Source organism: Psychrobacillus sp. OK032, from assembly GCF_900111345.1.
In the GTDB taxonomy this organism is placed as follows: Bacteria; Bacillota; Bacilli; order Bacillales_A; family Planococcaceae; genus Psychrobacillus.
The window spans coordinates 46,416-72,050 of the sequence record NZ_FOGY01000007.1; the positions used below are offsets into that span (position 1 = coordinate 46,416).

Genomic DNA, 25,635 nt, shown 5'->3' on the forward strand with positions numbered 1-25,635 from the left:
GTACGTAAAAAGGAGCAAAAAGTTCCGAATAAATCGATTCTCTTTACCCCTTTTTTCCTACTTTAGGAAATTATAAAATACCCGGCATGTGAATAACTTTCTACAAGTGATTCTCCGTCGAGACTCCAGCGCCGCGCACAACTCGTCGCAGAAGAACGTTCCCCCTCGGAGGCAGACATAGGCGCTTACGCTTTTATTTCTTACTCTTTTACTTGTGTCCAGCCTTCGCTTTGCACGATTTTGCCTTCTTTCATAAGTTTACCAAGTGCTCGTTTAAATGCCGCTTTGCTCATCGTGAACATTTCCTGAATTTCTTCCGGTGTTGATTTGTCTGTGAATGGCATTTTTCCACCAACATCATTTAAATAACGAAAGATTGACTCTGCATCATCGCCTATACGCTCGTGTCTCCGTGGAAGTAGTGACCCATTTAAAGAGCCATCTTCTTTCGTATCAATAATTCGAACGGTTAGATCTTGTCCAAGTCTTGGCTCTTCCACACGTTCTGATTGATGTACGAAAATTCGATAGTTTTCTGGTACGCTTAGTAAAAACGTCCCGATAGGAAGTAATCGATAAGGTCTAGCTTGAATATTTTGATTAAATAATGTAGTTGGAGCATCAATATATAATTCTTCTACTCGATCCTCTGTTGCCAAACGTCCAAATAACTCCCCGTCTTTATCTGTTCGAAGGGTCATATATAGATGGTCGCCATTTACTGGCCAAAGTTCTTTTATCTTAGGTAAGTCCTCTGCTTTTACTTGCACTTCTTTGGAAGTACCAATATCTACAAGAGCGCCTTCTATTTCAGAAACTTTGATTACTCTCGCCCATCCATAAGTTCCTTTTTGTATAGTGGGAAGTGCTGTTGTTGCAGATAAATTACCTCTTCGATCCACGAATAGAAATACCTCAATCGTATCATCTACTTGTAAATTTTCTGGCGCTTCTGATGCGTTTAATGGAATTTCCATCGCTTGATGCTGTAGCAGCCATTTTGATCCTTCTTGTGACTTTACTTTTAATTGTACAATTTCTCCTGATGCTAGTTCTGTCAAATGTATCGCTCTCCTTATAACCATGGATAATAGTGGTTTTGTTTTAGTCTTTTGTTTCTTCTTTTAATGCAAGAAGTCTCGATTGCAGCTCTGGGTTTTCTTCCAAAAATAAAACCAAATCGGCAATTCGATCGATAGAATTCCAACTCAAATGATGTTCAATACCTTCAACGTCTGCATAAATATTTTCTTCTTCTACTCCGATTAATCGTAAAAAGTCTTCTAGTAAATCATGTCGCTTCACTAGTTTTTTACCAAGTTTCATACCTTTTGTTGTAAGGGTTAGACCACGATATTTTTCGTATATTAAGAAACCATCTTTATCTAGTTTTTGTACCATTTTTGTAACGGAAGATGGTAATACCGATAATGCTTCTGCTATGTCAGACACACGAGCATATCCTTTCTGCTCGATTAATATATATATTTGTTCTATATGGTCTTCCATGCTTGGTGTAGGCATTTACATCTTCCTTTCATCACTTCTTTGTTCATTTTACTACATACTGTGACCTATCACAATTCAAGACCTATTTTCCTACAGTAGTTTGATGAACTTACCGCTCGTTCTTTTGTGAATTCATGAGAAGTGTTTCTTTATAAATGTATTGTGGAATTATTTTCCTAAACGGAAAATGTTTAATACCCTATCTTAAAGGGTAACTTTTTAATAACAACATATATCAATGGAAAGGATGTTCCATATGGGCAAAATATTATGGACGATTATTGTAATATTAATCGTACTTTGGTTATTAGGTTTAGTATTAAAAATAGGCGGTGGACTTATCCACGCACTATTAATTATTGCGGGTATTATTTTCGTCATTCAACTTGTAACAGGAAGACGATCGCTCTAGAAAAAGGTGTTGCCAATTGGCAACACCTTTTTCATATGATTTATGCTCTTGTTTTAGCATAAATGCAAGTATCTCTTAAATTTTTACCATTAGCAGATAAAGAATCGTGGTGAAGCGTTCCTTCTAATGTGTATGATAGCCTTGCCGCAACGGAGCGGCTTCGTACATTTTCACTATCACAACGAATTTCTACGCGATTTGCACGTAGCTCTTCAAACGCAAATTGGGTAATGCGCTCAACTGCCTCCGTCATTAGTCCTTTCCCTTCAAACTTACTATCGATCCAGTAGCCAATTTCAAATTTTCGTACATTCCAATCAATCCGATGTAAGCCAGAAGAACCTACAAATTCGCCCGTCTCTTTTAAGAACAAATGCAATCTTAAGTCTTCGCGGGTGATAAAATCAGCAACCGCTTGTCGCAAATTAGTAGTAGTCTGCTCCAATGTTTGTTTCGATTGCGCCCATGGCATCCATTCTTTTAAAGCATCATGCGAACTTATGATCGCTTTCCATACTACTTCTGCATCTCCTACTTCGGGTGCTCTAATGATTAATCGTTCCGTATCGAGTTCTTCTGAAAAGGAATAGTCTTCTGTTATATGCATTTCTGGATGAGAATCATCATCCCATTTTACTGGAGTTGCTGTTCCTTTTAAAAAGTCTTCTCTAGTCATACCATACGTAACTGCATCATAATAAGATTCTTCTTTCGGAGAAAACCATGCTTGACGGAGCTGTGCCTCTTTTACAAAGCCAGCGCGTTCAAACGTTTTACGCATGGCAAAATTATCTTGTCTTGTATGACCTTCTAAACGAATTTTTGCCTCCGGTAATTGGAAAACATACTCAGCTACCATTTTTAATGCTCGAGGACCATAACCTCTTCCTCGTGCTTCATCTGCAATTCGCAAATCAAATAAAGGAATCTCATCTTGCAAGTCGTAAATTTTAACGATGCCAACTTGTTCATTTTCTTCATTTTCTACCCAAAATGTTTTTACTTGATCGGATTGATATCCGCCTTCCTCGATTGTTTTTTCTATTAATTCTCTAGCAGGATGAGAATTTCCATGGTATGGCCATGTGTTTGTAGTCATGAAATGGATGAGCTGCTCTTGCTCTTCCATCGTCCATTCTGTAAGCTTCATTTTATTCCCTCCGAACATACTATTTATGCACTTTTAATAGTCGTAATGAATTCAATACTACTAGTAAAGTTGCCCCCATATCTGCAAAGATGGCAATCCATAAAGTTAACCACCCCGGAATGATGAGCAATAGCGCAATAATCTTTAACCCTAAAGCAAACATAATATTTTCTTTAATAATATGCAATGCTTTTCGACTTAATCGTATCGTATATGGAAGTTTTTCTAAGTCATCTGCCATCAGTGCAACATCTGCAGTTTCGAGTGCAGCATCCGTTCCAGCACCACCCATCGCAATCCCTACAGATGCTGCGGCTAGAGCAGGGGCATCATTTACTCCGTCCCCAACCATTGCAACTGCCCCATATTTTTCTTTTAATGCTTTAATAGCATTTAGTTTTTGTTCTGGCATAAGTCCTGCTTCGACATCTGACATGTCAAGTTTAGCCGCAATAGCGTTTGCTGTTCGTGCGTCGTCTCCAGTAAGCATAACCGTGTGCTTGATGCCTGCACTTTTAAGATCTTGAAGCACTTTCTTGCTAGTTGTACGCACTGGGTCTGCAACAGCGATAAACCCTTTGTATACCCCATCCTCTGCTGCAAGCATTACCGTATTTCCTTCTGATTGCAATTGCTTTACTCGTTCAATTACTTCAGCTGAAACGGTGCTATTCGAAAGAATCCAAGATACACTACCTACTGACCACTTATTCCCACCGACAACTCCTTCTGCACCTTTTCCTGTAATAGACTGGAAATTATCAATGGTCAAGGCATGTATATGCTCTGTCTTTCCGTATTTCACAATTGCTTGTGCAAGCGGATGTTGGGAATACGCTTCAATTGACACTACTTTTTGCATGAAATCTTTTGGGTTTTCGGACTCAACAACTGTTACTTCAGGATATCCTTTCGTTAAAGTTCCGGTTTTATCAAAAGCAATTGCTCGTATACGTCCGATTTCCTCTAAGTGAATTCCACCTTTAATAAGCACACCTTGCTTCGCAGCATTTCCGATAGCCGTTACGATTGCTACTGGTGTGGATACAACTAAAGCACATGGACATCCTACTACTAACACCGCAAGTCCTTGGTAAATCCATGTTTGCCAGTCGCCACCAAATAATGGAGGTACGATTGCTACTAAAAAAGCAATTGCTATAATTACAGGTGTATAATATTTAGCAAATTTATCGACAAATTTTTGGGAAGGTGCTTTTTCCGCTTGCGCCTCCTCGACTAAATGAATTATCTTCGCGATCGTTGTATCTTCAACTCTTTTTGTTACTTTTACTTCCAAAGAACCTTCTTCATTTAATGTGCCAGCAAACACTTCGTCACCAGTTGTTTTATAGGCAGGTACTGCTTCACCTGTAATAGATGCTTGATTGACCGATGAAGCTCCTTTCAACACAATTCCGTCCATCGCAATTTTTTGTCCTGGTTTTACGATTAACACATCATTTATTTGAATAAATTCCGTATCGACTTCTACTAATTCATCGCCTCGACGAATGGTTGCAGATGGGGGTGCTATATCCATTAACTGGCTAATCGATTGTCGCGCTTTATTCATCGAATATGCTTCTAATGCTTCACTAACTGCAAATAAAAAGACAACAACTGCCCCTTCACGCCACTCACCGATAATTGCTGCCCCAATAATCGCAATCGTCATTAGCGTTTTCATATCAAAATAAAAGCGAGATAAATTAAACAACCCACTTTTGAACATATCGTATCCACCAACTACAATGGCGATTACAAATAAGCTAATTGCAATAGGATGTGTTTCCTCATACATAAACGAGGCGATAATCCCAATTACTAAAAAAACAAAGGAGATGGCCGTTACTACATTTTCTTTTCGTTTGAAAAATGGCGTTTTTTCTTCTTTTCGTTGTTTAACGGGTGCCACTTTAATACCGTCAAAAGCACCCGCCTTTTCAATATCTTCTACGGTAACATTGCCAACAACAGCAACTTTAGATGCACCGAAATTAACAAATGCTTCTTCCACATTTGGCAGGCTTTTTATATTATTTTCAAACTTCATTGCACAGTTTGCGCATGAAAGGTTTTCTAAGCGATATTCATTTTTAGCTGTTTTCTCCAATCTTCTCACCCTCTTCTATCGCGTGTTCGTACGCGATCTTAACTAACTTGTTCACGTGATGATCCGCTAATGCATAATAAACTAACTTTCCTTTACGTTCGGATTTTGCCAGTGATAAATCACGTAAATATCGTAAATGATGTGATGCAGTAGCTGTAGAAGAACCGATTATTTCACTCACATCACATACACAAAGCTCTTCTTCTATTGTTAATGCATACGCTATTTTCAAACGTGTTTCATCTGCTAATGCTTTGAAAATTTTCGCAACGTTCGTTACATCTGGAAGTTGCTGTTTCACCGAAAATACAACATCTTCATTTACTTTTGTTACCTCACACATATCTTTCGTTTGCACTTTCTCACCTCATTCAAATGTCTGTTTGATTGTTACCATCATTATATGTTCAAACTATTCAAAAAGCAAGGTCATTCAAATATATATTTGAATGACCTTGCTTGGTTGTGAGCAGTCCGCGCTTTCAATAAAAAAACATCCTTGTAAAGGACTCAATATAAGGATAATGCGTATAATAATTAAAGTGGTAAGCCTAATGTTGATTAGAAAGTTATTCAAATAACATTAAATTCACAATTTCTTTAGGCATAAAAAAAAGAACCTGTGAATATACATTCACAGGTCCACATTCTCTCCGACAATTTTCACTTCAAGTTCAAGCTCCACGTCAAAGTTTTTCTTGACTGCTGCTTTTACCATTTCGATTGTACTAATATAATCGGTTGCTGTTGCATTGTTTTTATTAATAATAAAACCGGCATGCTTTGTTGAAACTTCTGCTCCACCATAGCCTTTTCCTTGCAATCCACTATCTTGAATAAGTTTCCCTGCAAAGTAACCAGGTGGGCGCTTGAACACGCTACCTGCTGAAGGATATTCAAGCGGTTGTTTAGATTCCCGTTGGAACGTTAAATCTGCAATTTTTGCATCGATTACTTCCTGGATACCGGGTTTTAATTCAAATTCAGCCGATAATACATAATACCCTTTTTTCGTAATGATACTTTTACGGTAGCCAAGTTCGAGCTCTTCTTTTGAAAGAACAAGCTTCTCACCACTTGGTGTTAGAACAGTTGTTTGAACGATCACATCTTGAATTTCTCCACCATATGCACCGGCATTCATTGCCATTGCACCGCCAATTGACCCAGGAATACCGCATGCGAACTCTAATCCGGTGAGTGTCTCACTTGCAACCGCTCTTGAAACATCGATAATATCTGCTCCACTTTCAGCGATCACTCTGTTTCCGTTTATCGTAATCTTGTTCAGTTTTTCCAAACGAAGTACTATACCACGAACCCCACCATCTCGAACGACCATGTTAGAACCATTTCCTAGTAGCAATAAAGGAATATTGTTTTTATATGCATATTGAACTGTAAACGCTGCTTCGTCTTCCGTGTCAGGTGTCACAAATATATCTGCAGTACCACCCATTCTTGTCATTGTATGCAGATTCAATGCTTCATCTATTTTTACGTTCTTCGAATCTATTTGTGTAATTAAATCTTGAAACCATTGTTGTTTAGCCAAAAATAGCCAATCCTTTCTTCATTAACCTAATACCTTTCCATAGTATGCGTGCTTGCACCTAATTTTTCAAGCAAAATTGTCAGAACCATTCTTTAGACCAAGATTCAATTCCATCAACTACATCTTTTAGTGCATAACCCTTGTCAGTTAAATTATATTCTACACGTACAGGAACTTCCGAGAAGACAGTTCTTTCTACTAACCCTTCTTTTTCGAGTTCTTTTAGGCGCTCTGAAAGCAATCGACCACTTATAGGAAGAGACGACTCGATTTCATTAAACCGTTTCGCTCCATCAATTAATTGAAAAATAATTAACGCAGTCCATCTTTTTCCGAGCAACTCCATTGCCTTCGCTAAACGTGGACATAATATCGTTTCTTTCATCTGATTCACCTCTATTACTACCTATTATACGCCTATATATTTTTTTTGTAAATTAACAGTAATTTAATTACTTGACGTAAGTTTAGTATTATTTTAAAGTTAGTTACATAAAGTAACTTGTAGTTTATTGATAGTTTAAATGGGTAAAGAAAATTGTTAGGTTTTTTATTTGTTTTGAAATTAAACATCTTGATTTCGAAACAAGTATGGTTTATACTAATAAAAACAAGAAATCCTGAGGAGGAAATTCAAAATGACAAAATTCAATCTTGACGCAGCGCATTCTAGTATCGATTTTTCTGTAAAACACATGATGGTTTCAAAAGTAAAAGGTTCTTTCACTAACTTCACTGCAGATTTAGATGGTAATGCAGAAGACTTAAATGGTGCAGCAATCAGCTTTGACATCGATGTTAAATCGATTACTACAAATAACGAAGATCGTGATAACCACCTACGTTCTGCTGACTTCTTTGACACAGAAACGTTCCCAAATATCAAATTCGTTGCTACTGACATCAAAAAAACAGATGATGGCGAATATGACGTAACTGGTGATATTACGATTAAAGACGTAACTAAACCTGTAACTTTCGAAGTTGAATACGGCGGAAAAGGAACGAACCCATGGGGTCAAGAAGTTGTAGCATTCTCTGCTGAAACAAAAATTAACCGTAAAGAATTTGGTTTAGTATGGAACCAAGCGCTGGAAACTGGTGGCGTCCTTGTTGGAGAAGATATCAAAATATCTGTAGAACTTGAGTTAAACCCCGCTCAATAATTTATATATCTCTAAAGCAACTCTGGCCATCCAGAGTTGCTTTTTTATTTATAAATTAATGGCATAATAGAAGAAAACACTTACATTCCCATTCAAAGAAACTTATTTTTCTGAAATATATTATATACTTCATAATCATGATATTATGTGGACTATTCTATATTGTCAGAAAGGAGTGACTACTATGTCACAAATGCTCGCTCTAGTTATCGTTGTCGCGATTTTATTCATAGGAGATCTTGTTTCTACTCGAACGAAGGCTTGGATACCTTCTGTATTCGTTTCCGCCGTTCTTTTCCTTATCGGATACTGGACATTCTTCCCACAAGATATTGTAGCCACTGCTGGAGTTCCACCAGTTGTTGTTACAATGATGATTTATTTACTTATTACAAATATGGGTACTTTACTTTCTATACAGCAATTAAAAGAACAATGGAAAACCATTCTAATAGCACTCGCTGGAATTTTAGGTATTGTTGTAATTCTATTTGGAATTGGTACATTATTATTTGACTTGAAAACAGTGATTGTTGCGATACCGCCTTTAGTTGGAGGAGTTTTATCTTCCTTAATTATGTCGGAGGGTGCTGCTAATGCGGGGCTGACTACTCTATCTGTTTTTGCAATCGTTATATACGTAATGGCAGGATTTGCAGGCTACCCACTAACTTCTTTTGTACTGAAAAAAGAAGGGATAATGATTCTTGGAAAGTTCCGCAAAGGGGATTTGGCTTTTACAGGGAAAACGTCTGCCTCTTCTGATGAATCAGAAGAAGAGCTGAAAATGTTCCGCAAGATGCCTAAACAGTACAATACGGACTATTTTAAATTTTTCCGTCTTGCTTTCGTAGGATTTCTTGCTTATCTTGTATCTACATTATTAGATCCACTCGTTTCAATTAGTCCTTATGTTCTCTGTTTATTGTTTGGTATTATTGCGAAAAGCATTGGCTTTTTGGAGAGCCATGTATTACAAAAAGCAAATGGCTTTGGAATATGTGTAATGATTTTAATGTTATTCGTATTTGATGGGTTAAAAGTAGCTACCCCATCTATGATTCTCGAAATGATATATCCACTAATCGTAACAATCGTATTAGGCGTTATCGGAATGTATATCTTCTCCTTCATCATGGGAAAAATGCTAAAAGTAAGCAAAAATATGGCTTTCGCAATCTCTTTAACTGCATTTTATGGCTTCCCAGCAGATTATATTATTACGAATGAAGTAATTAATTCTTTAACACAAGATGAAAAAGAACGAAAAGTATTAACGGATCATATGCTTGCACCAATGCTTGTAGGCGGATTTATAAGTGTAACAATTGTTTCTGTAGTTCTTGCAGGTATATTCGTAGGTTTCTTATAAGAAAAGTGCAAGCGCCTATCTCAAAGGAACACAGTCTAAGTTCGCGACATCGTGTCGCAACAACTGTATGACCTGCATCCTGCAGGCCTCCGACAGGCAAATGGGGAAAAGCGAGGAGGCAGCTCCTCAGCCACCACAAGCGATTTTGTTTACGACGAGCTTGCGCAGGAGCAGCTTTTTCACATTTGACCCCGAGGGGCAACGTTCTTCTGCGACGAGCTGTGCGCAGGAGCAAGGCGCTGGAACTGGATCAAGAATAGGAGCGATAGTATGTATGCCAATCAACAAAGAATCGAACAGCATATTGAACAATTAAGTCAATTTACAGCTACCCCTGGAGTCGGTGTAACCAGACTTACTTATTCTAAAGAAGATTTAGGTGCTCGAAATTATATTAAAGACCGTATGCTAGAATATGGGCTTACTGTTTCAGAAGATGGGTTTGGAAATATTTTCGGAAAGCTCGAAGGAACGATTCCGGACGCCCCTTCTGTTATCGTTGGTTCTCATTTTGACTCCGTTCAAAATGGTGGAGCATATGATGGTACCGCAGGAGTAGTAATTGGATTAGAAATAGCTGCTTTGTTTCAAGAGAATAATTGTAAGCCTGCATACCCTCTCGAAATCATTGCACTTGTCGAAGAAGAAGGATCTCGTTTTGGCGGTGGGTTAATGGGCTCAAGAGGTATGATGGGTTTATTAACCAATGAAAGCTTTCAAACATTAGCAGATAAAGACGGTATCCTTGCAGTAGATGCGATGCGACAAATCGGTTTAGATACTGAGAAAGAGAAGCTTCGTGATCCGAAGACAATAAAAACTTTTCTGGAACTTCATATCGAGCAAGGGCCTATTTTAGAAGAAAATGCAATTCCCATTGGAGTAGTAGAAGCAATTGTTGGGCTAACACAATTAGAAGTAACGATACAAGGACGGGCTGGTCACGCAGGGACTACCCCAATGAGTCATCGTTCTGATGCTCTTGTTGCAGCCGCTGAAGTGATTGCTACTTTTCCACAGCTTGCAATAGAAGAAGGAAATGGCACGGTAATTACGACGGGGCAGCTACATGTATTTCCAAACGGGTCTAATGTTATACCAGAAAAGGTTGTGTTCTCGGTAGATATACGTTCCGGTAAAGAACAGCATATGCAAAATGCAGTGCGAAAAGTGGAAGAATTGATTGCTTCCAAAAACACTACTAGAATCCTAACTTCTATTGAACAATTATTATATATTTCACCGAAAGAGATGGATGAACATATTCGATCTATCCTTAAGGAAACGAGTGATAAGTTGAACATCCCTTATTGCTCGATCAATAGTGGTGCTGGTCATGATGCAATGGTATTTTCCGATTTTACCGCTTGCGGAATGATATTTATTCCTAGTAAAGGCGGACTTAGTCATTGCCCCGAAGAATGGTCGAATGCAAGCCATCTCGTGAACGGTGCGAATATTTTGTTCCAAACAGCTTTACAATTAACGGAGGGAAATGAATCATGATTAACCATAAAATTAAAGAATCTATTACAACTAATAGTGAAGAATTAACAACTCTACGTCGTAAATTGCATAGTGAGCCTGAGTTATCATTTGAAGAATTCAAAACGACTGCGTTTATCTGTGAGTACCTAGACAATCTTGGTATTCCTTACCGAAAAACGGAACCTACTGGAGTTATCGCTGAAATTCAAGCAGTTCCAGGCGGTAAAACAGTTGCACTACGAGCAGATATGGACGCACTTCCAATTCAACAACTTAACAAACATGTACCATATGCTTCTAAATTTGAAGGAAAAATGCATGCGTGTGGACATGATGCACATACTTCTATGTTGTTAATAGCAGCCAAAGCATTGAACGATGTAAAAGATCAGCTTCCAGGAAATGTACGTTTTTTATTCCAACCGGCGGAAGAAGCTGCTGCTGGAGCAAAAGCAATCGTTGCTCAAGGCGCAATGGACGGGGTAGACAACGTATTTGGTATTCACATTTGGTCTCAAATGCCGACTAGTAAAGTTGCCTGCGCGCCAGGTCCCTCATTTGCTGCAGCTGATATTATCAAAGTGAGATTCAAAGGAAAAGGTGGACACGCTGCAATGCCGGAAGCTTGTATCGATGCAGCAATTGTCGCTTCTTCATTTGTTATGAATGTCCAAACGGTTGTTTCAAGAACGATTGATCCACAAAGCCCTGCGGTTCTAACTATCGGGAAAATGGTTGTCGGAACAAGATTTAATGTAATCGCAGAAAATGCGGAAATCGAAGGAACTGTTCGTACATTCCATCCCGAAACGCGAGATCATATTGAAAAAAGCATTACACAGTACGCGGAAAGTGTTGCTGCTGTTTACGGCGCTACTGCAGAAGTGGAATATATTCGCGGTACAGATACAGTAGTGAATGAGGAAGAAAGCGCAAAACTCGTTCAACAAGTTGCTGCTGAAGCATTTGGTCCAGAAGTGGTATTTGATGAAAAACCAACAATGGGTGCTGAAGACTTCTCCGCTTACTTAGCGAAAGCACCAGGTAGTTTTGCACTTGTTGGAAGTGGAAATGCTGAAAAAGATACCGAATGGGCTCACCACCACGGGAACTTCGATATCGACGAAGATGCACTCGTTACTGGAGCAGAGTTGTATGCGCAGTATGCATGGGCGTATTTGAATAAATAATTCCTTCCCCGAAATTTTTCGGGGGAGTTTTTTTGTTTTCTAGTGCTTTTCCAACTAAAGTGACTTTTTTTCCAACTAAACTAAGATTTATTCCAACTAAACTGATTAATGATCAGAATAATCTATCATTAACGAAACTATTTCTTTCTGTTTTCGTATATACTTAAGAAAATGCTAATAGGAGGAATTTAGATGGATGACTTAATCGGGTTAGTTGCCGTGGTGATGGTTTTTTCTATACCAATTACTGCAATATGGACGACGCATTTACGAAAAACGCAAAAGTTTAAGGCACAAATTGTAAAAGATGAAATCGAGCTAGAAAAACTGAAATACAATAACTTTCTAATAGAAACGGAAAAGATGCGAATAGATTTGCAGCAAAAGCAAGCAGATTTACTGGAAACATCCAAGGATCCGCTCATTTTAGATTTACAAAAACGCGCACCAGCAGAAACAAAAACTTCATCTTTCTAAACAATCGTGCAGAGGTCTCTCCGCACGATTGTTTTTTTATGAAATAGGTAGCTCTTGTCAAAACACATTACTCTTCTAAGCTCTCTCCTTCTGAGTCGCTACTTCTCCACTAATTCGATTACAATAGAAGTAACTTAAATAACGAAATGGGAGTTTACTATGCAAACATCTACCAAAGGTTTCTTCCAACTACTCAAAAGTCTTAAGTGGCCAGTAAAGATAACAATTATAGCAATCGTTCTTTCCCTCTTAAGCACTGTTATTGGATTAATCGTACCTCTTGTTACAAAAAATTTAGTTGATACATTAACAACTACTGCTTTCAATTGGAAAATGATCGGCGTATTACTTGTTGTATTCCTTTTGCAGGCGATTTCCGGCGGTGTTTCATTTTACTTATTATCATATATCGGAGAATTTATCGTTGCAGATCTTCGTAAAAAACTATGGAGCAAGGTACTCCACCTACCTGTTCCCTACTATGATCAAAATGAAAGTGGCGAAACGATGAGCCGTATTACACAGGATACGACTACGTTGAAATCACTTATTACAGATCATTTAGTAAACTTTGTATCAGGAATTATTACGATTATTGGGTCTGTCATTATCTTATTTTTTATTGATTGGAAAATGACATTGATCATGCTTATTAGTGTTCCACTGAGCGTAGCAATCATGATGCCACTTGGAACGATGATGCATAAAGTATCAAAAGCGACACAAAAAGAAATGGCTTCATTTTCAGGGTTACTCGGTCGAGTGCTATCTGAAATTCGTTTAGTTAAGTCATACAGGGCAGAGAAAACGGAAACTGTTAGTGGGAATGAAGCCATTCAAAATTTATATCGATTTGGCTTGAAAGAAGCCAAAATTCAAGCGTTCATCTCCCCTTTTATGACGCTTATCATGATGGCTATTTTAGTCGTCATTTTAGGCTATGGTGGTTTACAAGTATCTAAAGGAATCTTATCTGCCGGAGATCTTGTTGCGATCATCTTTTACTTAGTGAATATTATTGTCCCTTTTGCACAAATGGCTACATTTTTCACTTCCTTTCAGAAAGCAGTTGGAGCAACGGAACGAATTCAAGACATATTCCATATGGATAGTGAAGCAGTGGAACTAGAGGCGAAACAGCCGTTAGAGGATGGAATAATCACTTTTCTGGATGTTCATTTTTCTTATGGTCCTGATAAAAAAGTGATTGATGGAATTTCACTAGAAGCACCTCCTGGTACGGTTACTGCCTTTGTCGGCCCAAGCGGCGGTGGAAAAACGACCATTTTTTCTTTACTAGAAAGGTTTTACGAACCAGATACAGGAGAAATCTTGTTTAATCGAACACCAATCGAAAAACTTTCGTTGCGTACATGGCGTTCTAAAATTGGCTATGTATCACAGGAAAGTCCATTAATGAGCGGCACTATTTTATCAAATATGACATACGGAATGACGGACAATCCTCCAATGGAAAAAGTAATCGAAGCAGCGGAAGCAGCAAATGCTGCTATGTTTATCGATGAGCTGCCAGACAAATATGATACGCTCGTTGGAGAACGGGGCATCAAGCTTTCTGGAGGACAACGCCAACGGATCGCCATTGCACGAGCGCTACTCCATAACCCAAAAATATTATTATTAGACGAAGCTACTTCCAACCTAGACAGTGGATCAGAGGCTTCTGTACAAGAGGCGCTAGAACGTCTAATGAAAGGTCGTACCACATTAATCATTGCACATCGACTTGCAACAATTATACATGCCGACCAAATATTCTTCCTCGAGAAAGGAAAAATAACTGGTGCGGGTACACATGACGAGCTCATTGCGAATCATGACTTATATAGAGAATTTACACATGGACAAGGATTGTCGTAAAAATAGTCCTTACATAATATAAGCCGGCAGTACTCTAAGTTTTTTGAGTACTGCCGGCTTTTTTCATTCAAATATTAAACTGACTTTCATATAGCTCCGCGTAAAAACCTTTTCGCTTCAACAGTTCTTCATGTGTTCCAGACTCCATCAATTCCCCTTGATTAATAACTAATATTCGATCTGCATTTTCAATCGTTTTTAAACGGTGCGCAATAACGAAGCTCGTTCTACCTTCAGATAATCGATTCAGTCCTTGTTGTATTTCAATCTCGGTTCTCGTATCGATGCTGGAAGTAGCTTCATCTAAAATTAGTATATCGGAATCTGCTAAAATTGCTCGAGCAATCGCTAGTAGTTGACGCTGACCTTGACTTAAACTAGATCCTCCTGAGGTAATATGTGTTTCATAGCGTTCTGGTAAATGCTTGATGAATCGGTGTGCAGAAGCCATTTTTGCAGCGGCTATGACTTCTTCGTCCGTTGCTTCTAGACGCCCATAGCGGATATTTCCCATGATTGTTCCGGAAAATAAGAATGTGTCCTGTAGCACAATGCCTATTTTTTCACGGAGTTTACTAACCTGATAATCTTTAATATTTCGTCCATCGATTTTAATTTCCCCGGAATCGATATTATAAAATCGCATTAATAGATTAATAATGGTTGTTTTTCCCGAACCAGTTGGACCTACTAAAGCAATTTTCTCTCCTGCTTTTGCTTGGAAGCTAATGTTTTTTAAAATTGGCTTGCTTTCTTCATACGAAAATTTCACATTGGAAAACGTGACATCTCCTTTGAAGGAGTCGACTTCGATCGCATGCTCTTTATCGGTAAGATCAGGTGTTTCGTCCATAATCTCAAATACTCGTTCTGCTCCTGCTATGGCAGACTGGAATGTGTTTAATAGACTCGATAGTTGGTTAATTGGACGGAAAAATTGGCGAGAATAGGTAACGAATGCGGCAATAATCCCGACTGTTGCCATTTCTTGTACCGTCATAAGGGCACCGACCCCTATTATTAGCACAAGTCCTAAATTATTAATAAAGTTATTAATCGGTCCTAAAAAGCCGGATACGGTATCAGCCGCCATTGCAGAAAGTCTAAGTCTTTCATTCACCACAGAAAACTTCGTGAACGTTTTTTCTTCCTGTCCGAAAATAGTAATGACTTCATTTCCCGAAATGGCCTCTTCGATAAAGCCGTTCAGTTCACCTAAATCACGCTGCCTTTTGATAAAGTTACTACTGCTATATTTAATAATGTTTTTCGTTGTAAAAATAATTAATGGAATGATCAATAAAGATACAATAGCAAGTACCCAATTAAGTAAAAACATCGCTATCGCAACACCCGATACCATTAATATAGATGAAATAATTTGAATCACACTTTGACTAAGTGCATTATTCAAGCTTTCAATATCATTCGTCACGCGACTCATTAAATCGCCATGTGTTCGTTTATCAAAAAAGCGCAAAGACAATGTCTGAAACTTATTAAAAAGCTCCTGGCGTAAAATCCGAATCGTCTTCAGTGATACTCGCACCATCAAAAATGTTTGTAGCCAAGTAAATATGGATGCAGCTATATACACATTAGCTAGTAACAGTAAAAATCGAATTGTGCCATTCATATCTTTTGGAATAATATATTGATCGATAATAACACCTATCATATAAGGTACAAGTAAGTTCAAAAGAGTAGAAATGACAACAAAAATAACGGATGCAATCATCGCTATTTTTTGCCTCTCCATGTACTTCCATATCCGCTTCAGTGTACCTTTTCGATCCTTTGCTTTCTCCACTGGTCCACTAAACCCTCTTGGTCCACGTGCTCGCCCAATCGCATTTGCAGTAGAAGCTTTATTCATAAGAATAGACCTCCTTTCCAGTTTGCGTTTCGTAAATTCCACGGTAAACATTACTTCTCTCTAGTAGTTCTGTGTGTGTACCACTAGCTTCTATCATTCCATCTTCTACAACTAGAATTTGATCTGCATCGATTATGGAAGATATTTTTGCTGAAATAATGAACACCGTTGTATTTGCATGATTTTGTTGTAATGCTTGTTGAACAGAAGCTTCCGATAGGGCATCAATTGCAGAGGTGGAATCATCTAGTATTAAAACTGTCGGCTGACGGATAAACGCACGAGCCATCGATATTCGTTGTTTTTGGCCACCAGAGAGATTCGTTGCTCCTTGCATCAGTTCATGGGCAAATTTATCTTCTAGCTTATCGATAAACTCAATTGCGGCCGCAGACTTAGCTGCTCCTTCCATTTCCAAAAGACTTGCTTCCTCTTTTCCATAGCGTAAATTGTCTTCTATTGCTCCTGAAAATAACGTAGCCTTTTGTGGAACAAAGCCAATCATTTCTCTCAAGCGCTCAAGTGGATATTCCTTTAACTGAACCCCGTCGATTAGAATAGATCCCGAATCAGGATCATACAGCCTTGGGATCAGCTTGACGAGCGTTGACTTTCCACTACCAGTTGAGCCGATAATACCAATCTTCTCTCCTGCTTTTGCTCGGAATGATATTTTTTTCAGGACGTATTCTCCGTTTTTACTATAGCTAAAATACACCTCTTTAAACTCTACTTCACCTTTTATTTTAGGAAGTGTAGCAGATATTTCTTGTTCCTGAATATCAATTTCCGTATCAAGTACTTGGCCAATTCGGTTAGCAGAAGTAAAAGACCGAGTAATTTGCATTAATACATGACTGCTCGACATCAGTCCATTCATAATAATATTTAAGTAATTAATAAAAGCCAAAATAACGCCAACTTGTAGCGTCCCTTCATTCACTTTTATTGCACCCATCCACATACCTGCCACGACCCCTAAATTCACTATAAATAGCATAATCGGCATCAATGTTAGAATGACTTGTTCAGCAGACATATTCCGTTTCGTTAATGTATCATTTACTTTTTGGAAAGTTTTAATCTCATAATCTTGACGATCAAATGCTTTAATCACTCGAATACCCGCAAACGTTTCTTGTAGTTTTGTATTCACTTGATCCATCACATTTTGGACTTTTACAAATAACTGTCCCGATTTAGTCGAAAAATAATAAATACAAATCATTAAAATCGGTATCGCTACCAATAAGACCGGGAATAACTCGCGCGCCGTAAACCAAACAATTGCTACGGATCCAATAAATAATAGCGGACCGCGTACAAAAACACGCAACGTCATCATTAATGCTTGCTGAACCGCTGTTACATCATTCGTTACAATTGTGATTAGTTTTCCAGCTCCAAATGCATCCGTATTTTTACTAGAGAACTGTTCCGTTTTTTTGAAAACATCTCGACGTACATCAGCAGCAAAATTGACCGCCGCTTTCGTACTATAAATCGTACAACCAACCCCACCTACTAAGCCAATACAGGCGGTTAAAAGCATTAACAATCCTAGCCAAATCACATAAGCATCATCGTTATTTGCAATTCCTACATCAATAATATGCTGCATAATGGTCGGCTGTAGTAAATCCATTGCAACTTCTACACACATTAATAGCGGGCCTAAAATTGCAAACAGTGTGTACGGCTTTAAATACGGAAGGAGTTTCCACATGGATTTCATAGCATTTCCCCTCTCTACCTATTTTCTTTTTGTAAACGTTCGGTTATTTCTTTCACAAAGTCTTTTAATTTAGTCGTTTTTTCTGGGCTTTTACGTGACTGTTTAATTGCTTTATGTAGTTCCGCTTCCCATAATTCCATAGCTGACTTTAGCTCTGTTGCTTCATCTGAGTTTTGCCAAACCCAACGTGCCTTCCACTCATCCCAAAAGTCGCCTTCTCTCCGATTTGCGAATTCCGCAAGGCGTGCATTTCCTTTTTCTTTTATCTCATAAGTCTTTTTGTCCGATGTAGGATCTAGACCTATCATCGCCCGCTCCGTTAGCTCCTGGAGCGCTGGGTAAACTGTTCCGGCACTTGCTGAATAAAGCCCACCTGAACGACTTTCTAGTTCTTTCATCATTTGATAACCATGCATCGATTCTTCTTTTAGTAAATGCAAAATAGCTATTTGTATAAATCCTCTCCGTTTTTTCAATTGAATCCACTCCCTCAACTATATCGATAATTTTAGTCGATATATCGATTAAAAACAATAGTAAAGGAGTTACCCAATATATGATTTGGGTAACTCCTTTTGATGAGATTATTTTATATGAAGCCGTATTTCAACTCCTATTTAGTCGATATATTCAACCTTTTCTAATGGTTCAAAAGCTGGTCCCTCTATAACGTCACCATTATAACTAAACCTTGAACCATGACATGGGCAATCCCATGAGCTTTCCGCATTATTAAAGGAAACATTACAGCCCATATGAGAGCAAGCGGGTTTTACAAGATAAACTTTTCCTTGATCATCCTTGTAAGCCCCTACCTTTTTACCATCCATCATTATGATATCTCCACTACCAGATTGTATATCCTCTAGTTTCAAATCGGGTATCTCCGTCTTTCCTTTAACAAGTTCCTTTGCAACACTTGCATTTGTCTTTGCGAAGCTTGTTATATCTTCTTTTTTCATTTTGGACCTCGCTGGATTATAGAGTTCTATATAGCGGTTTTCCCTTTCCAATACAAGATCAGCCATAATTTTTGCGGCAACCGTACTGTTAGTCATTCCCCACTTTGCATAACCCGTGGCCACTAATACATCTGACTTTCCTGCTGTTATCGTACCGACATATGGTAGCTGATCTGAAGTGACTAAATCCTGAGCAGACCAACGATAATCGTAATTACTAACCTTAAACTGCTCTCGCCCAAAAGCTGCGAGGTTTTCGTAATTTTCATTTGTATCGCCTTCGAATCGACCAGTTACATGACCTTCTCCACCGATTAACAAATACCTTTTTCCATCACTGCCTAATGCAGTTCGCACAGATCTTGTCGGCTTCTCTACATTTATAAACATACCTTTTGGATAGTTAGTCGGTGCAATAGAAGCCAGAGCATAGGAACGTTCTGAATGCATCCGTGCAAAGTATAATCCATCCCCGTCATTAAACGGGAAATGACTGCACACTAGTATTTTGTTTGCCCGGATTTTTTGACCTTCCATCAGTTCTACTGTGTTCGACTTAACGGTTTTTGCACGAGTCTCTTCAAAAAATTGCACTCCATTTGCTATTGCTTTTTCCATTAATGCCTTTGCGTATTTAATCGGATCGAACTGACCTTGATTTTCCAACTTAAGTGCTTGCTTCACTGTATAAGGAAGTCCTGTGTCCTTCGTCAAGGTTGCTCCCTCTATGCCTAGAGTGTTATATGCATCCATTTCTTTTTCAATTTCTTCCACTCCAGCTTCGGTATCAGCGTATATATAAGCTGGCAACGTTTCGAAATCACATTTGATATTAAATTGTTCGATCGTTTGTTTCATAAATTCTTTCGCTTCCGTATTTGCATCATAATATAACCGGGCTTTCACCTGGTCAAAGGTATTGATTAGCTGTTGATAAATGGGACCATGCTGGACAGTCACCTTAGCTGTTGTGAACCCTGTAGTTCCTACCAGTATTCTATTACCCTCCACCACAATTACCTTTTTGCCACTACTACTTAGCAAATAAGCTGCCGTGATTCCGGTGAGGCCCGCCCCAATAATTACAACATCTACTTCTATATCTTCACTTAGTTTTGGAAAAACCGGAAACTCCTTATGGGCACGCCAATATGAATGCGATTCACTTGGTAAAATTTTTTGAGTCATATGATTCCCTCCTGTTTCTTCTATTCTCTATCTATTAGTGAAACTTTATTCAATTCGAATCGTATTTATTGAAAGAGGCAAGGGAGTGAGACGATGGATTTCTTTAATATCATGAATATAATGGGACCTTTATTTATTGCTGTTGTTTTTATAATAGTTATCTGTGGATTCATTTTTACAATAGGAAGTAGCATTAAACAGCGGAATAAAAATAACAACTCTCCTAAATTATCTGTACCCGTTCAAATAGTAGCGAAACGTTCGAATACGCGGGGAGGTTCAGGTGATAGATCTGCATCTACTTCCTACTATGTAACGTTTCAAGTCGAAAGCGGAGATCGAATGGAGCTTCAACTGAGTGGACAGGAATATGGTATGTTAGCAGAGGATGACCTTGGAATTCTGACTTTCCAGGGAACTAGATTTCTAAACTTCGAAAGAAAAAATTAAAAAAATTCTCTTCCATATTGTTTAGGAAGAGAATTTTTTTTATTTGTAACCGGATGGGATTATTAATGACCGGTTAAAAAGCTTTATGACCGGATAGCATTATTGTGCAGGTGAAATTCCTTCTTCTTCCGCCACTTTATTTAATGCACCTACGAATGATTCTAGTGGTTGTGCACCTGAAATAGCATACTTATCATTTAACACGAAAAACGGCACTCCGCGAACACCAATTTGCCCTGCTCTTGCGATATCTAATCGAACCTCTGTCAAGTAAGCATCTGAATTTAACACTTTCTCTGCTTCTTCTCTAGGTAGTCCAAGTGACTCGATTAAGTCTAGTAGCACATCATGCTTGCCAATTTCTTTTGCTTCGATGAAATAAGCATGAAGCAGTAATTCATTTGCTTCTTTCGCTTTCCCTTGCTCAGATGCCCATTTCACTAGACGGTGTGCATCTTGCGTATTCGCTGGTTTCATGCGATCAAAATCATAATCTAAGCCAACTGTTTTTGCTTGTTCTGCAACGCCCGCTGTCATTTGTTTTGCAGCTTCTACGCTTTGCCCGTATTTTTCCGCAAGCACTTCAACCATCGATTTATCTGATGTTTTTGGTGAATTTGGATCTAACTCAAAGCTTTTGAATTCTATTTCTGCTTGACCAGCAAAACCTGTTTCTTGCAATGCTTCTTCTAACCTTCTTTTTCCTATATAACAAAACGGACATACGAAATCTGACCATACTTCTATTTTCATCTCAATCACCTCCACTTCATTGTAAAGTTTACTTCTTTTGATTTCAAAACAATTGCCTGAAAGGTTCTATTTTATTGTTTTGTCGCCTTGGACTGGTTGTTTGTCGTGTTCGCAGGGGGCTTTGTCGCGTTCACTTGATCATTTGTCGTGTTCAGCGTTGGTTTTGTCGCCCCCAACCATTTTATACCAAAATAAAAACTTCCCGACCAAAAGTCAGGAAGTCCATGTATTAGTTAGCTAACGCTTCAGTTAACGCTGGTACTACTTGTTTTTTACGAGATACGACCCCTTTTAGTAGGGCTGTATTGTTTTCGAATTTCACTCCGAAAGCCGCTTCTGCTTTTAACGCTAATTTCCCAAGCGCTAGAACTACTGAGTCATTGTTTAAGATATCAGTTACGACAAAGAAGAAAAGATCTAATTCTTGTTCTTCGATTTCACGATGAATTAGTTCTTCTAGTTCCGCTTGGCGCCCCATTACATCGTTTACATCTACTGCATTTACTTGAGCGATAACTACTTTTTGCTCACTCATACTGAATTCTTTTGCGTCTAATGAAAGTAAATCTTCTAAGCTTTTATCGCTTAAATCCGCTCCAGCTTTTAGCATTGCCAGTCCATATTCTTCTGCATTTACGCCGGCGATTTTTTCTAGCTCACGTGCTGCCGCGATGTCTTCGTCTGTACATGTTGGTGATTTGAATAATAAAGAATCCGAAATAATTGCAGATAACATCAGTCCTGCAATACTAGCTGAGATTTCAATATCTTTTTCTTTGTAGATTTTATTTAAAATAGTTGCAGTACATCCTACTGGCTCTGCACGGTAGTATAAAGGCTCAGCCGTTTCGAAGTTTGCAATACGATGATGGTCGATTACTTCTGTTACTTGTACTTCCTCGATCCCATCTGCACTTTGTTGTTTTTCATTGTGGTCTACTAAAATTACTTTTTTTGCTTCAGTCGCTACGTTTTCGATCAATCTTGGAGCTTCGAATCCAAATTTTTCTAAAGCGAATTTTGTTTCATTGTTTACTTCACCTAAACGAACTGCTTCGGCTTCTACTCCTATTGCATTCTTTAAATGTGCGTAAACGATCGCCGATGTAATTGTGTCTGTATCTGGGTTTTTATGTCCAAAAACTAATACTTTTTCCATTATAAAATCCTCCTAGTCAGGTTAAACATTTTCCGAACTTATTTTATCATATATCCTGCTTCTCATTGAAAAGTAAATTCGCTAATTTATGCTTGTTGTGTAAAAAGTCAGCAAGCGTGTATCCATCTAATACTTTAAAATACGCAATTAGGGCACGGTTCAATGCACCTTTTAGTCCACAAACCGGCGAAATAACGCATGTATTTGATTTACAATCAAAGCATTCTACTAAATGGAAGTCATCTTCCGTATGTCGAACTACTTGTCCTATATTAATGTCTTCAGGCTCCATTGCCAAACGAATGCCACCGCCTCGTCCACGGATTGTTTCAATATAGCCCAATTTACCTAATTCATGTGTAACTTTCATCAAATGGTTTTTAGAAATACCATATGCATCTGAAATAGCTTGAATTGTGGAGAGTTCGTTTTTTTCTTTTGTTCCCAAGTATATTAACACTCGAAGTGAGAAATCTGTATACATAGTCAATCTCATATTGCCACCGCCATTCTACCTTCTCATTATAACGATTTTGACAAACTCGTGAAAGAAATGTGTCTGATTTATTAATGCTAACTTAAAGATGTATTTTCAATATTGCTTTAAAGTTTTAACAGGAGTATTGTAATAAGTGTAAATAACAAAACAAAAAAAGGACGTGTAATGATATGCTATCTCAACAAACAATTGATATCGTTAAATCTACGGCTCCAGTTTTAGAAGTACACGGAGTTACAATTACTACCGTTTTTTATAAAAATTTATTTGAAGCACATCCAGAATTATTGAATATATTTAACCATGCAAACCAGGAAAAAGGTCGTCAACAAACCGCTCTAGCGAATGCTGTTTATGCAGCTGCTGTACACATCGATAATCTTGCTGCAATTATTCCGGCTGTAAAACAAATCGGACAAAAACATGTAAGCCTTGGTATTAAACCCGAACACTACCCAATCGTTGGTGAACACTTACTTGGCGCTATTAAAGAAGTACTTGGTGACGCGGCAACAGACGATATTATCAATGCGTGGGCTGAAGCATATGGCGTAATCGCAGATGCATTTATGGGCATCGAGGAAGAAATGTATGTAGCCGCAGAATCAAAACAAAACGGATGGAGATTCTTTAAAAATTTCACTGTAGTCCACAAAGAAAAAGAGAGTGAAAATATCACTTCATTCTACTTAAAACCAGCTGATGGAAAAGAAGTACCTACGTATGTACCGGGCCAATTTATTACAATTCGAGTAAGTGTTCCGGGAGAAAAGTATTTATTAAACAGACAATACAGTCTATCAAAAGCTTCAGATTTAGAAACATTCCGTATTTCGGTGAAAAAAGAAGACGATCATGATCCTGCTGGAAAAGTTTCCGTTCACTTACACAATAATGTAAACGTTGGAGATACAGTTGAACTTACTGCTCCAGCTGGAGATTTCATTTTAGATCCTGAGAAAACTACACCTGTAACATTTATTAGTGGTGGAGTTGGAATCACTCCTATGATGAGTATGTTCGAAACTATTGCGAAAAACCAACCTTCTCGAAAAGTTTCTTTCATCTATAGCGCACGTAATGAAAGTTTACATCCTTTCGATAAAGACATTAAGTTTTTATTGGAACCAATGGAAGATGCAAAATACATTACCCTTTACTCAGATACTGAAGATGGGTTTATCACAAAAGATGTTCTTGCAGTAAATGCAATTCAAAGTGGGGATGTCTATATTTGTGGACCGGTTGGATTTATGGAAGCAATGATTAATTACTTACTTGAATTAGGATATGCAAATGAACAAATTCACTATGAATTCTTCGGACCAGCTATGCAACTTGAACTAAATGCATAATCTATAAATATTTAGAAAAAAATAAAAGCATCCTTAAGGTCCAAACCATATTCTATGGTACTACTCACTTAATTGAATGGAGTGAAAGGCGGCGACGACTCCAACGCAGGCCCGACAGGATGTTGGTCACGAAGGCGTTGCCACACGATGTGGCACTCTTAGCCTTCGTTCCTCTGGTGAGACAGATGAGCCATCACAACGTACGCGAGAGCTGTGGTGATCGCTCATCGCTCCCCCCGCGCCAAAGCGTCCGCCTGTAACGGAAAACCGTGTTATTGAATCGATCTATTTCTCCAAAATAGCTGTATTTATAGAATGGAAAATTATATACTTTCTCACTCTTAAAAGTGTTCCTTCTTCTGAAGAAACACTTTTTTGATGTTCATCTATCCATAGGCATTTTTTGACGTTTAAACATGCTTTATGTAGTGTGCATAAATGGAAGTTAGTGCTATAATTAGCCTATAATTCTATCAAAGTAGAAATGAGTGAAGTTATTAACATGACCAAACACTTTGAAAATAAATATATTCCACTTGCCAACTTTTTCAAACAATCGACAAGTAAAGAAATTACTTTAACTTTTAATGAAATAGAAGCGATTATCGGACAAGCTTTGCCAAATGCCGCTTATTTAAGTAGTAGCTGGTGGAAAAAAACGAAGCCACCTGCATTACATTATTTTGCATGGATGGATTATGGTTACTCCATCCGAGACGTTGAATTAGGAAAGTTCGTTCATTTTCATAGTGTTGTGCATGAAACAGATGAAAGGAACGCAGATGAAAACGAGCAAAAAGACATACTAATTATTCGAGAAGCAGAGTTAGAAGACGCTCGATCTTTTATCAAACTACAAGAAACCATTTTCTCAGAGACCGACTTTATGTTGTATGGAAAATCGGATATTCAAATGACTGTACAACGTATTCGGAAAAACTTCACTTCTTGGAAAAACGAATCTAATTCCATTCTTTTACTAGCCATTATGAATGGACAATACGCAGGCTATGTTCAATTCACTGGAGGTCCAGCCCCACGTGCCCTACATAGAGCATCTGTTGTAATCGGTGTAACCCAAGAGTTCTCTAAAAAAGGAATTGCCTCTTCTCTCATGTTTCACGGCGAAAAATGGGCAAAAGAAGCAGGAATCTCTAAACTCGAGCTTAGCGTTATAAAAGAAAATTTAAACGCTCAAAAATTATATAGAAAGCTTGGCTTCGAAAAAGAGGGCGATCGAAAAAATGCACTTATTATTAATGGTCATTTTGTTGATGAATACTATATGGGTAAACTAATTTAAAAAGATCGACCCAGTTTTATTGGGCCGATCTTTCTTATG

At 38.2% G+C, this 25,635-nt stretch carries 24 protein-coding genes; 10 read left to right on the forward strand and 14 right to left on the reverse strand.

Annotated features, from left to right (window positions below):
* Nucleotides 1–200: 200 nt before the first annotated feature.
* Both BMZ04_RS14045 and mntR read right to left on the reverse strand, forming a co-directional pair.
* Nucleotides 201–1,061 (reverse strand): CvfB family protein, encoded by an 861-nt coding sequence (locus tag BMZ04_RS14045; protein ID WP_093271989.1) that lies wholly within the window; start codon nt 1,059–1,061, stop codon nt 201–203.
* A 43-nt stretch (nt 1,062–1,104) separates the two neighbouring features.
* On the reverse strand, nt 1,105–1,524 hold the full coding sequence (gene mntR, locus BMZ04_RS14050; RefSeq protein ID WP_093271992.1) for a transcriptional regulator MntR: 420 nt from the start codon (nt 1,522–1,524) through the stop codon (nt 1,105–1,107).
* Nucleotides 1,525–1,765: 241 nt separating this feature from the next.
* Between mntR and BMZ04_RS22050 the strand changes: the two genes are divergently transcribed.
* Complete coding sequence (locus tag BMZ04_RS22050; protein WP_143128306.1) at nt 1,766–1,921, forward strand: lmo0937 family membrane protein; 156 nt, start codon at nt 1,766–1,768, stop codon at nt 1,919–1,921.
* 40 nt (nt 1,922–1,961) lie between these two features.
* Here BMZ04_RS22050 and BMZ04_RS14055 read toward each other — a convergent pair whose 3' ends face one another.
* The 5 genes from BMZ04_RS14055 to BMZ04_RS14075 form a co-directional block, all read right to left on the reverse strand.
* A complete protein-coding gene (locus BMZ04_RS14055) occupies nt 1,962–3,071 on the reverse strand; it encodes a GNAT family N-acetyltransferase (RefSeq protein WP_093271995.1) in 1,110 nt (369 codons plus the stop codon).
* 19 nt (nt 3,072–3,090) lie between these two features.
* Nucleotides 3,091–5,187: a heavy metal translocating P-type ATPase gene (locus BMZ04_RS14060; protein ID WP_304442102.1), complete on the reverse strand. Its 2,097-nt coding sequence runs from the start codon at nt 5,185–5,187 to the stop codon at nt 3,091–3,093.
* The gene (locus tag BMZ04_RS14065) at nt 5,171–5,530 is read right to left on the reverse strand and encodes an ArsR/SmtB family transcription factor (RefSeq protein WP_093272788.1); all 360 of its coding nucleotides are present in this window, start codon (nt 5,528–5,530) and stop codon (nt 5,171–5,173) included. Before BMZ04_RS14065 ends, BMZ04_RS14060 begins: the two co-directional genes overlap by 17 nt.
* A gap of 291 nt (nt 5,531–5,821) precedes the next feature.
* Nucleotides 5,822–6,742, reverse strand: coding sequence for a UDP-N-acetylmuramate dehydrogenase (gene murB, locus BMZ04_RS14070; RefSeq protein ID WP_093272000.1), 921 nt, complete (start codon nt 6,740–6,742; stop codon nt 5,822–5,824).
* Nucleotides 6,743–6,821: 79 nt separating this feature from the next.
* Nucleotides 6,822–7,127: a winged helix-turn-helix transcriptional regulator gene (locus BMZ04_RS14075; protein WP_093272003.1), complete on the reverse strand. Its 306-nt coding sequence runs from the start codon at nt 7,125–7,127 to the stop codon at nt 6,822–6,824.
* A gap of 253 nt (nt 7,128–7,380) precedes the next feature.
* On the opposite strand from BMZ04_RS14075, the gene BMZ04_RS14080 reads away from it, so the two are divergent.
* From BMZ04_RS14080 to BMZ04_RS14105, 6 genes are all read left to right on the forward strand, one after another.
* Nucleotides 7,381–7,908, forward strand: coding sequence for a YceI family protein (locus BMZ04_RS14080; RefSeq protein ID WP_093272007.1), 528 nt, complete (start codon nt 7,381–7,383; stop codon nt 7,906–7,908).
* A 184-nt stretch (nt 7,909–8,092) separates the two neighbouring features.
* Complete coding sequence (locus tag BMZ04_RS14085) at nt 8,093–9,280, forward strand: hypothetical protein (RefSeq protein WP_093272010.1); 1,188 nt, start codon at nt 8,093–8,095, stop codon at nt 9,278–9,280.
* 270 nt (nt 9,281–9,550) lie between these two features.
* Nucleotides 9,551–10,786 (forward strand): Zn-dependent hydrolase, encoded by a 1,236-nt coding sequence (locus BMZ04_RS14090; RefSeq protein ID WP_093272015.1) that lies wholly within the window; start codon nt 9,551–9,553, stop codon nt 10,784–10,786.
* On the forward strand, nt 10,783–11,958 hold the full coding sequence (locus BMZ04_RS14095) for an amidohydrolase (RefSeq protein ID WP_093272019.1): 1,176 nt from the start codon (nt 10,783–10,785) through the stop codon (nt 11,956–11,958). Before BMZ04_RS14090 ends, BMZ04_RS14095 begins: the two co-directional genes overlap by 4 nt.
* A 192-nt stretch (nt 11,959–12,150) precedes the next feature.
* A complete protein-coding gene (locus BMZ04_RS14100; protein ID WP_093272022.1) occupies nt 12,151–12,435 on the forward strand; it encodes a hypothetical protein in 285 nt (94 codons plus the stop codon).
* Nucleotides 12,436–12,594: 159 nt separating this feature from the next.
* Complete coding sequence (locus tag BMZ04_RS14105) at nt 12,595–14,316, forward strand: ABC transporter ATP-binding protein (RefSeq protein WP_093272026.1); 1,722 nt, start codon at nt 12,595–12,597, stop codon at nt 14,314–14,316.
* A 67-nt stretch (nt 14,317–14,383) separates the two neighbouring features.
* Here BMZ04_RS14105 and BMZ04_RS14110 read toward each other — a convergent pair whose 3' ends face one another.
* The 4 genes from BMZ04_RS14110 to BMZ04_RS14125 all read right to left on the reverse strand — a co-directional run bounded on the left by BMZ04_RS14110 (nt 14,384) and on the right by BMZ04_RS14125 (nt 20,077).
* Nucleotides 14,384–16,192, reverse strand: a complete 1,809-nt coding sequence (locus tag BMZ04_RS14110; RefSeq protein WP_093272030.1) for an ABC transporter ATP-binding protein — start codon at nt 16,190–16,192, stop codon at nt 14,384–14,386.
* Nucleotides 16,185–17,927, reverse strand: coding sequence for an ABC transporter ATP-binding protein (locus tag BMZ04_RS14115; protein WP_093272033.1), 1,743 nt, complete (start codon nt 17,925–17,927; stop codon nt 16,185–16,187). Before BMZ04_RS14115 ends, BMZ04_RS14110 begins: the two co-directional genes overlap by 8 nt.
* Nucleotides 17,928–17,941: 14 nt before the next feature.
* Nucleotides 17,942–18,403 carry a PadR family transcriptional regulator gene (locus tag BMZ04_RS14120; protein WP_093272036.1) on the reverse strand — a complete coding sequence of 154 codons (462 nt, stop codon included), beginning with the start codon at nt 18,401–18,403 and terminating at the stop codon, nt 17,942–17,944.
* Between the two features lie 141 nt (nt 18,404–18,544).
* Nucleotides 18,545–20,077, reverse strand: coding sequence for an FAD-dependent oxidoreductase (locus BMZ04_RS14125; RefSeq protein ID WP_093272045.1), 1,533 nt, complete (start codon nt 20,075–20,077; stop codon nt 18,545–18,547).
* Nucleotides 20,078–20,170: 93 nt separating this feature from the next.
* Here BMZ04_RS14125 and BMZ04_RS14130 point away from each other — a divergent pair, with 93 nt between their 5' ends.
* Nucleotides 20,171–20,527, forward strand: a complete 357-nt coding sequence (locus tag BMZ04_RS14130) for a DUF2500 domain-containing protein (RefSeq protein ID WP_093272049.1) — start codon at nt 20,171–20,173, stop codon at nt 20,525–20,527.
* Between the two features lie 99 nt (nt 20,528–20,626).
* Here the strand turns inward: BMZ04_RS14130 and BMZ04_RS14135 are convergent, their stop codons facing one another.
* The 3 genes from BMZ04_RS14135 to BMZ04_RS14145 form a co-directional block, all read right to left on the reverse strand.
* On the reverse strand, nt 20,627–21,280 hold the full coding sequence (locus BMZ04_RS14135) for a DsbA family oxidoreductase (protein WP_093272053.1): 654 nt from the start codon (nt 21,278–21,280) through the stop codon (nt 20,627–20,629).
* 229 nt (nt 21,281–21,509) lie between these two features.
* Nucleotides 21,510–22,439, reverse strand: a complete 930-nt coding sequence (locus BMZ04_RS14140; RefSeq protein WP_093272058.1) for a manganese-dependent inorganic pyrophosphatase — start codon at nt 22,437–22,439, stop codon at nt 21,510–21,512.
* Between the two features lie 46 nt (nt 22,440–22,485).
* Nucleotides 22,486–22,935, reverse strand: a complete 450-nt coding sequence (locus tag BMZ04_RS14145; protein ID WP_093272062.1) for an Rrf2 family transcriptional regulator — start codon at nt 22,933–22,935, stop codon at nt 22,486–22,488.
* Nucleotides 22,936–23,108: 173 nt separating this feature from the next.
* Here BMZ04_RS14145 and hmpA point away from each other — a divergent pair, with 173 nt between their 5' ends.
* Together hmpA and BMZ04_RS14155 are read left to right on the forward strand one after the other, a co-directional pair.
* Nucleotides 23,109–24,293, forward strand: coding sequence for an NO-inducible flavohemoprotein (gene hmpA / locus BMZ04_RS14150; protein WP_093272066.1), 1,185 nt, complete (start codon nt 23,109–23,111; stop codon nt 24,291–24,293).
* Between the two features lie 502 nt (nt 24,294–24,795).
* Nucleotides 24,796–25,596, forward strand: a complete 801-nt coding sequence (locus BMZ04_RS14155) for a GNAT family N-acetyltransferase (protein ID WP_177184450.1) — start codon at nt 24,796–24,798, stop codon at nt 25,594–25,596.
* The last annotated feature ends 39 nt before the right edge of the window (nt 25,597–25,635 follow it).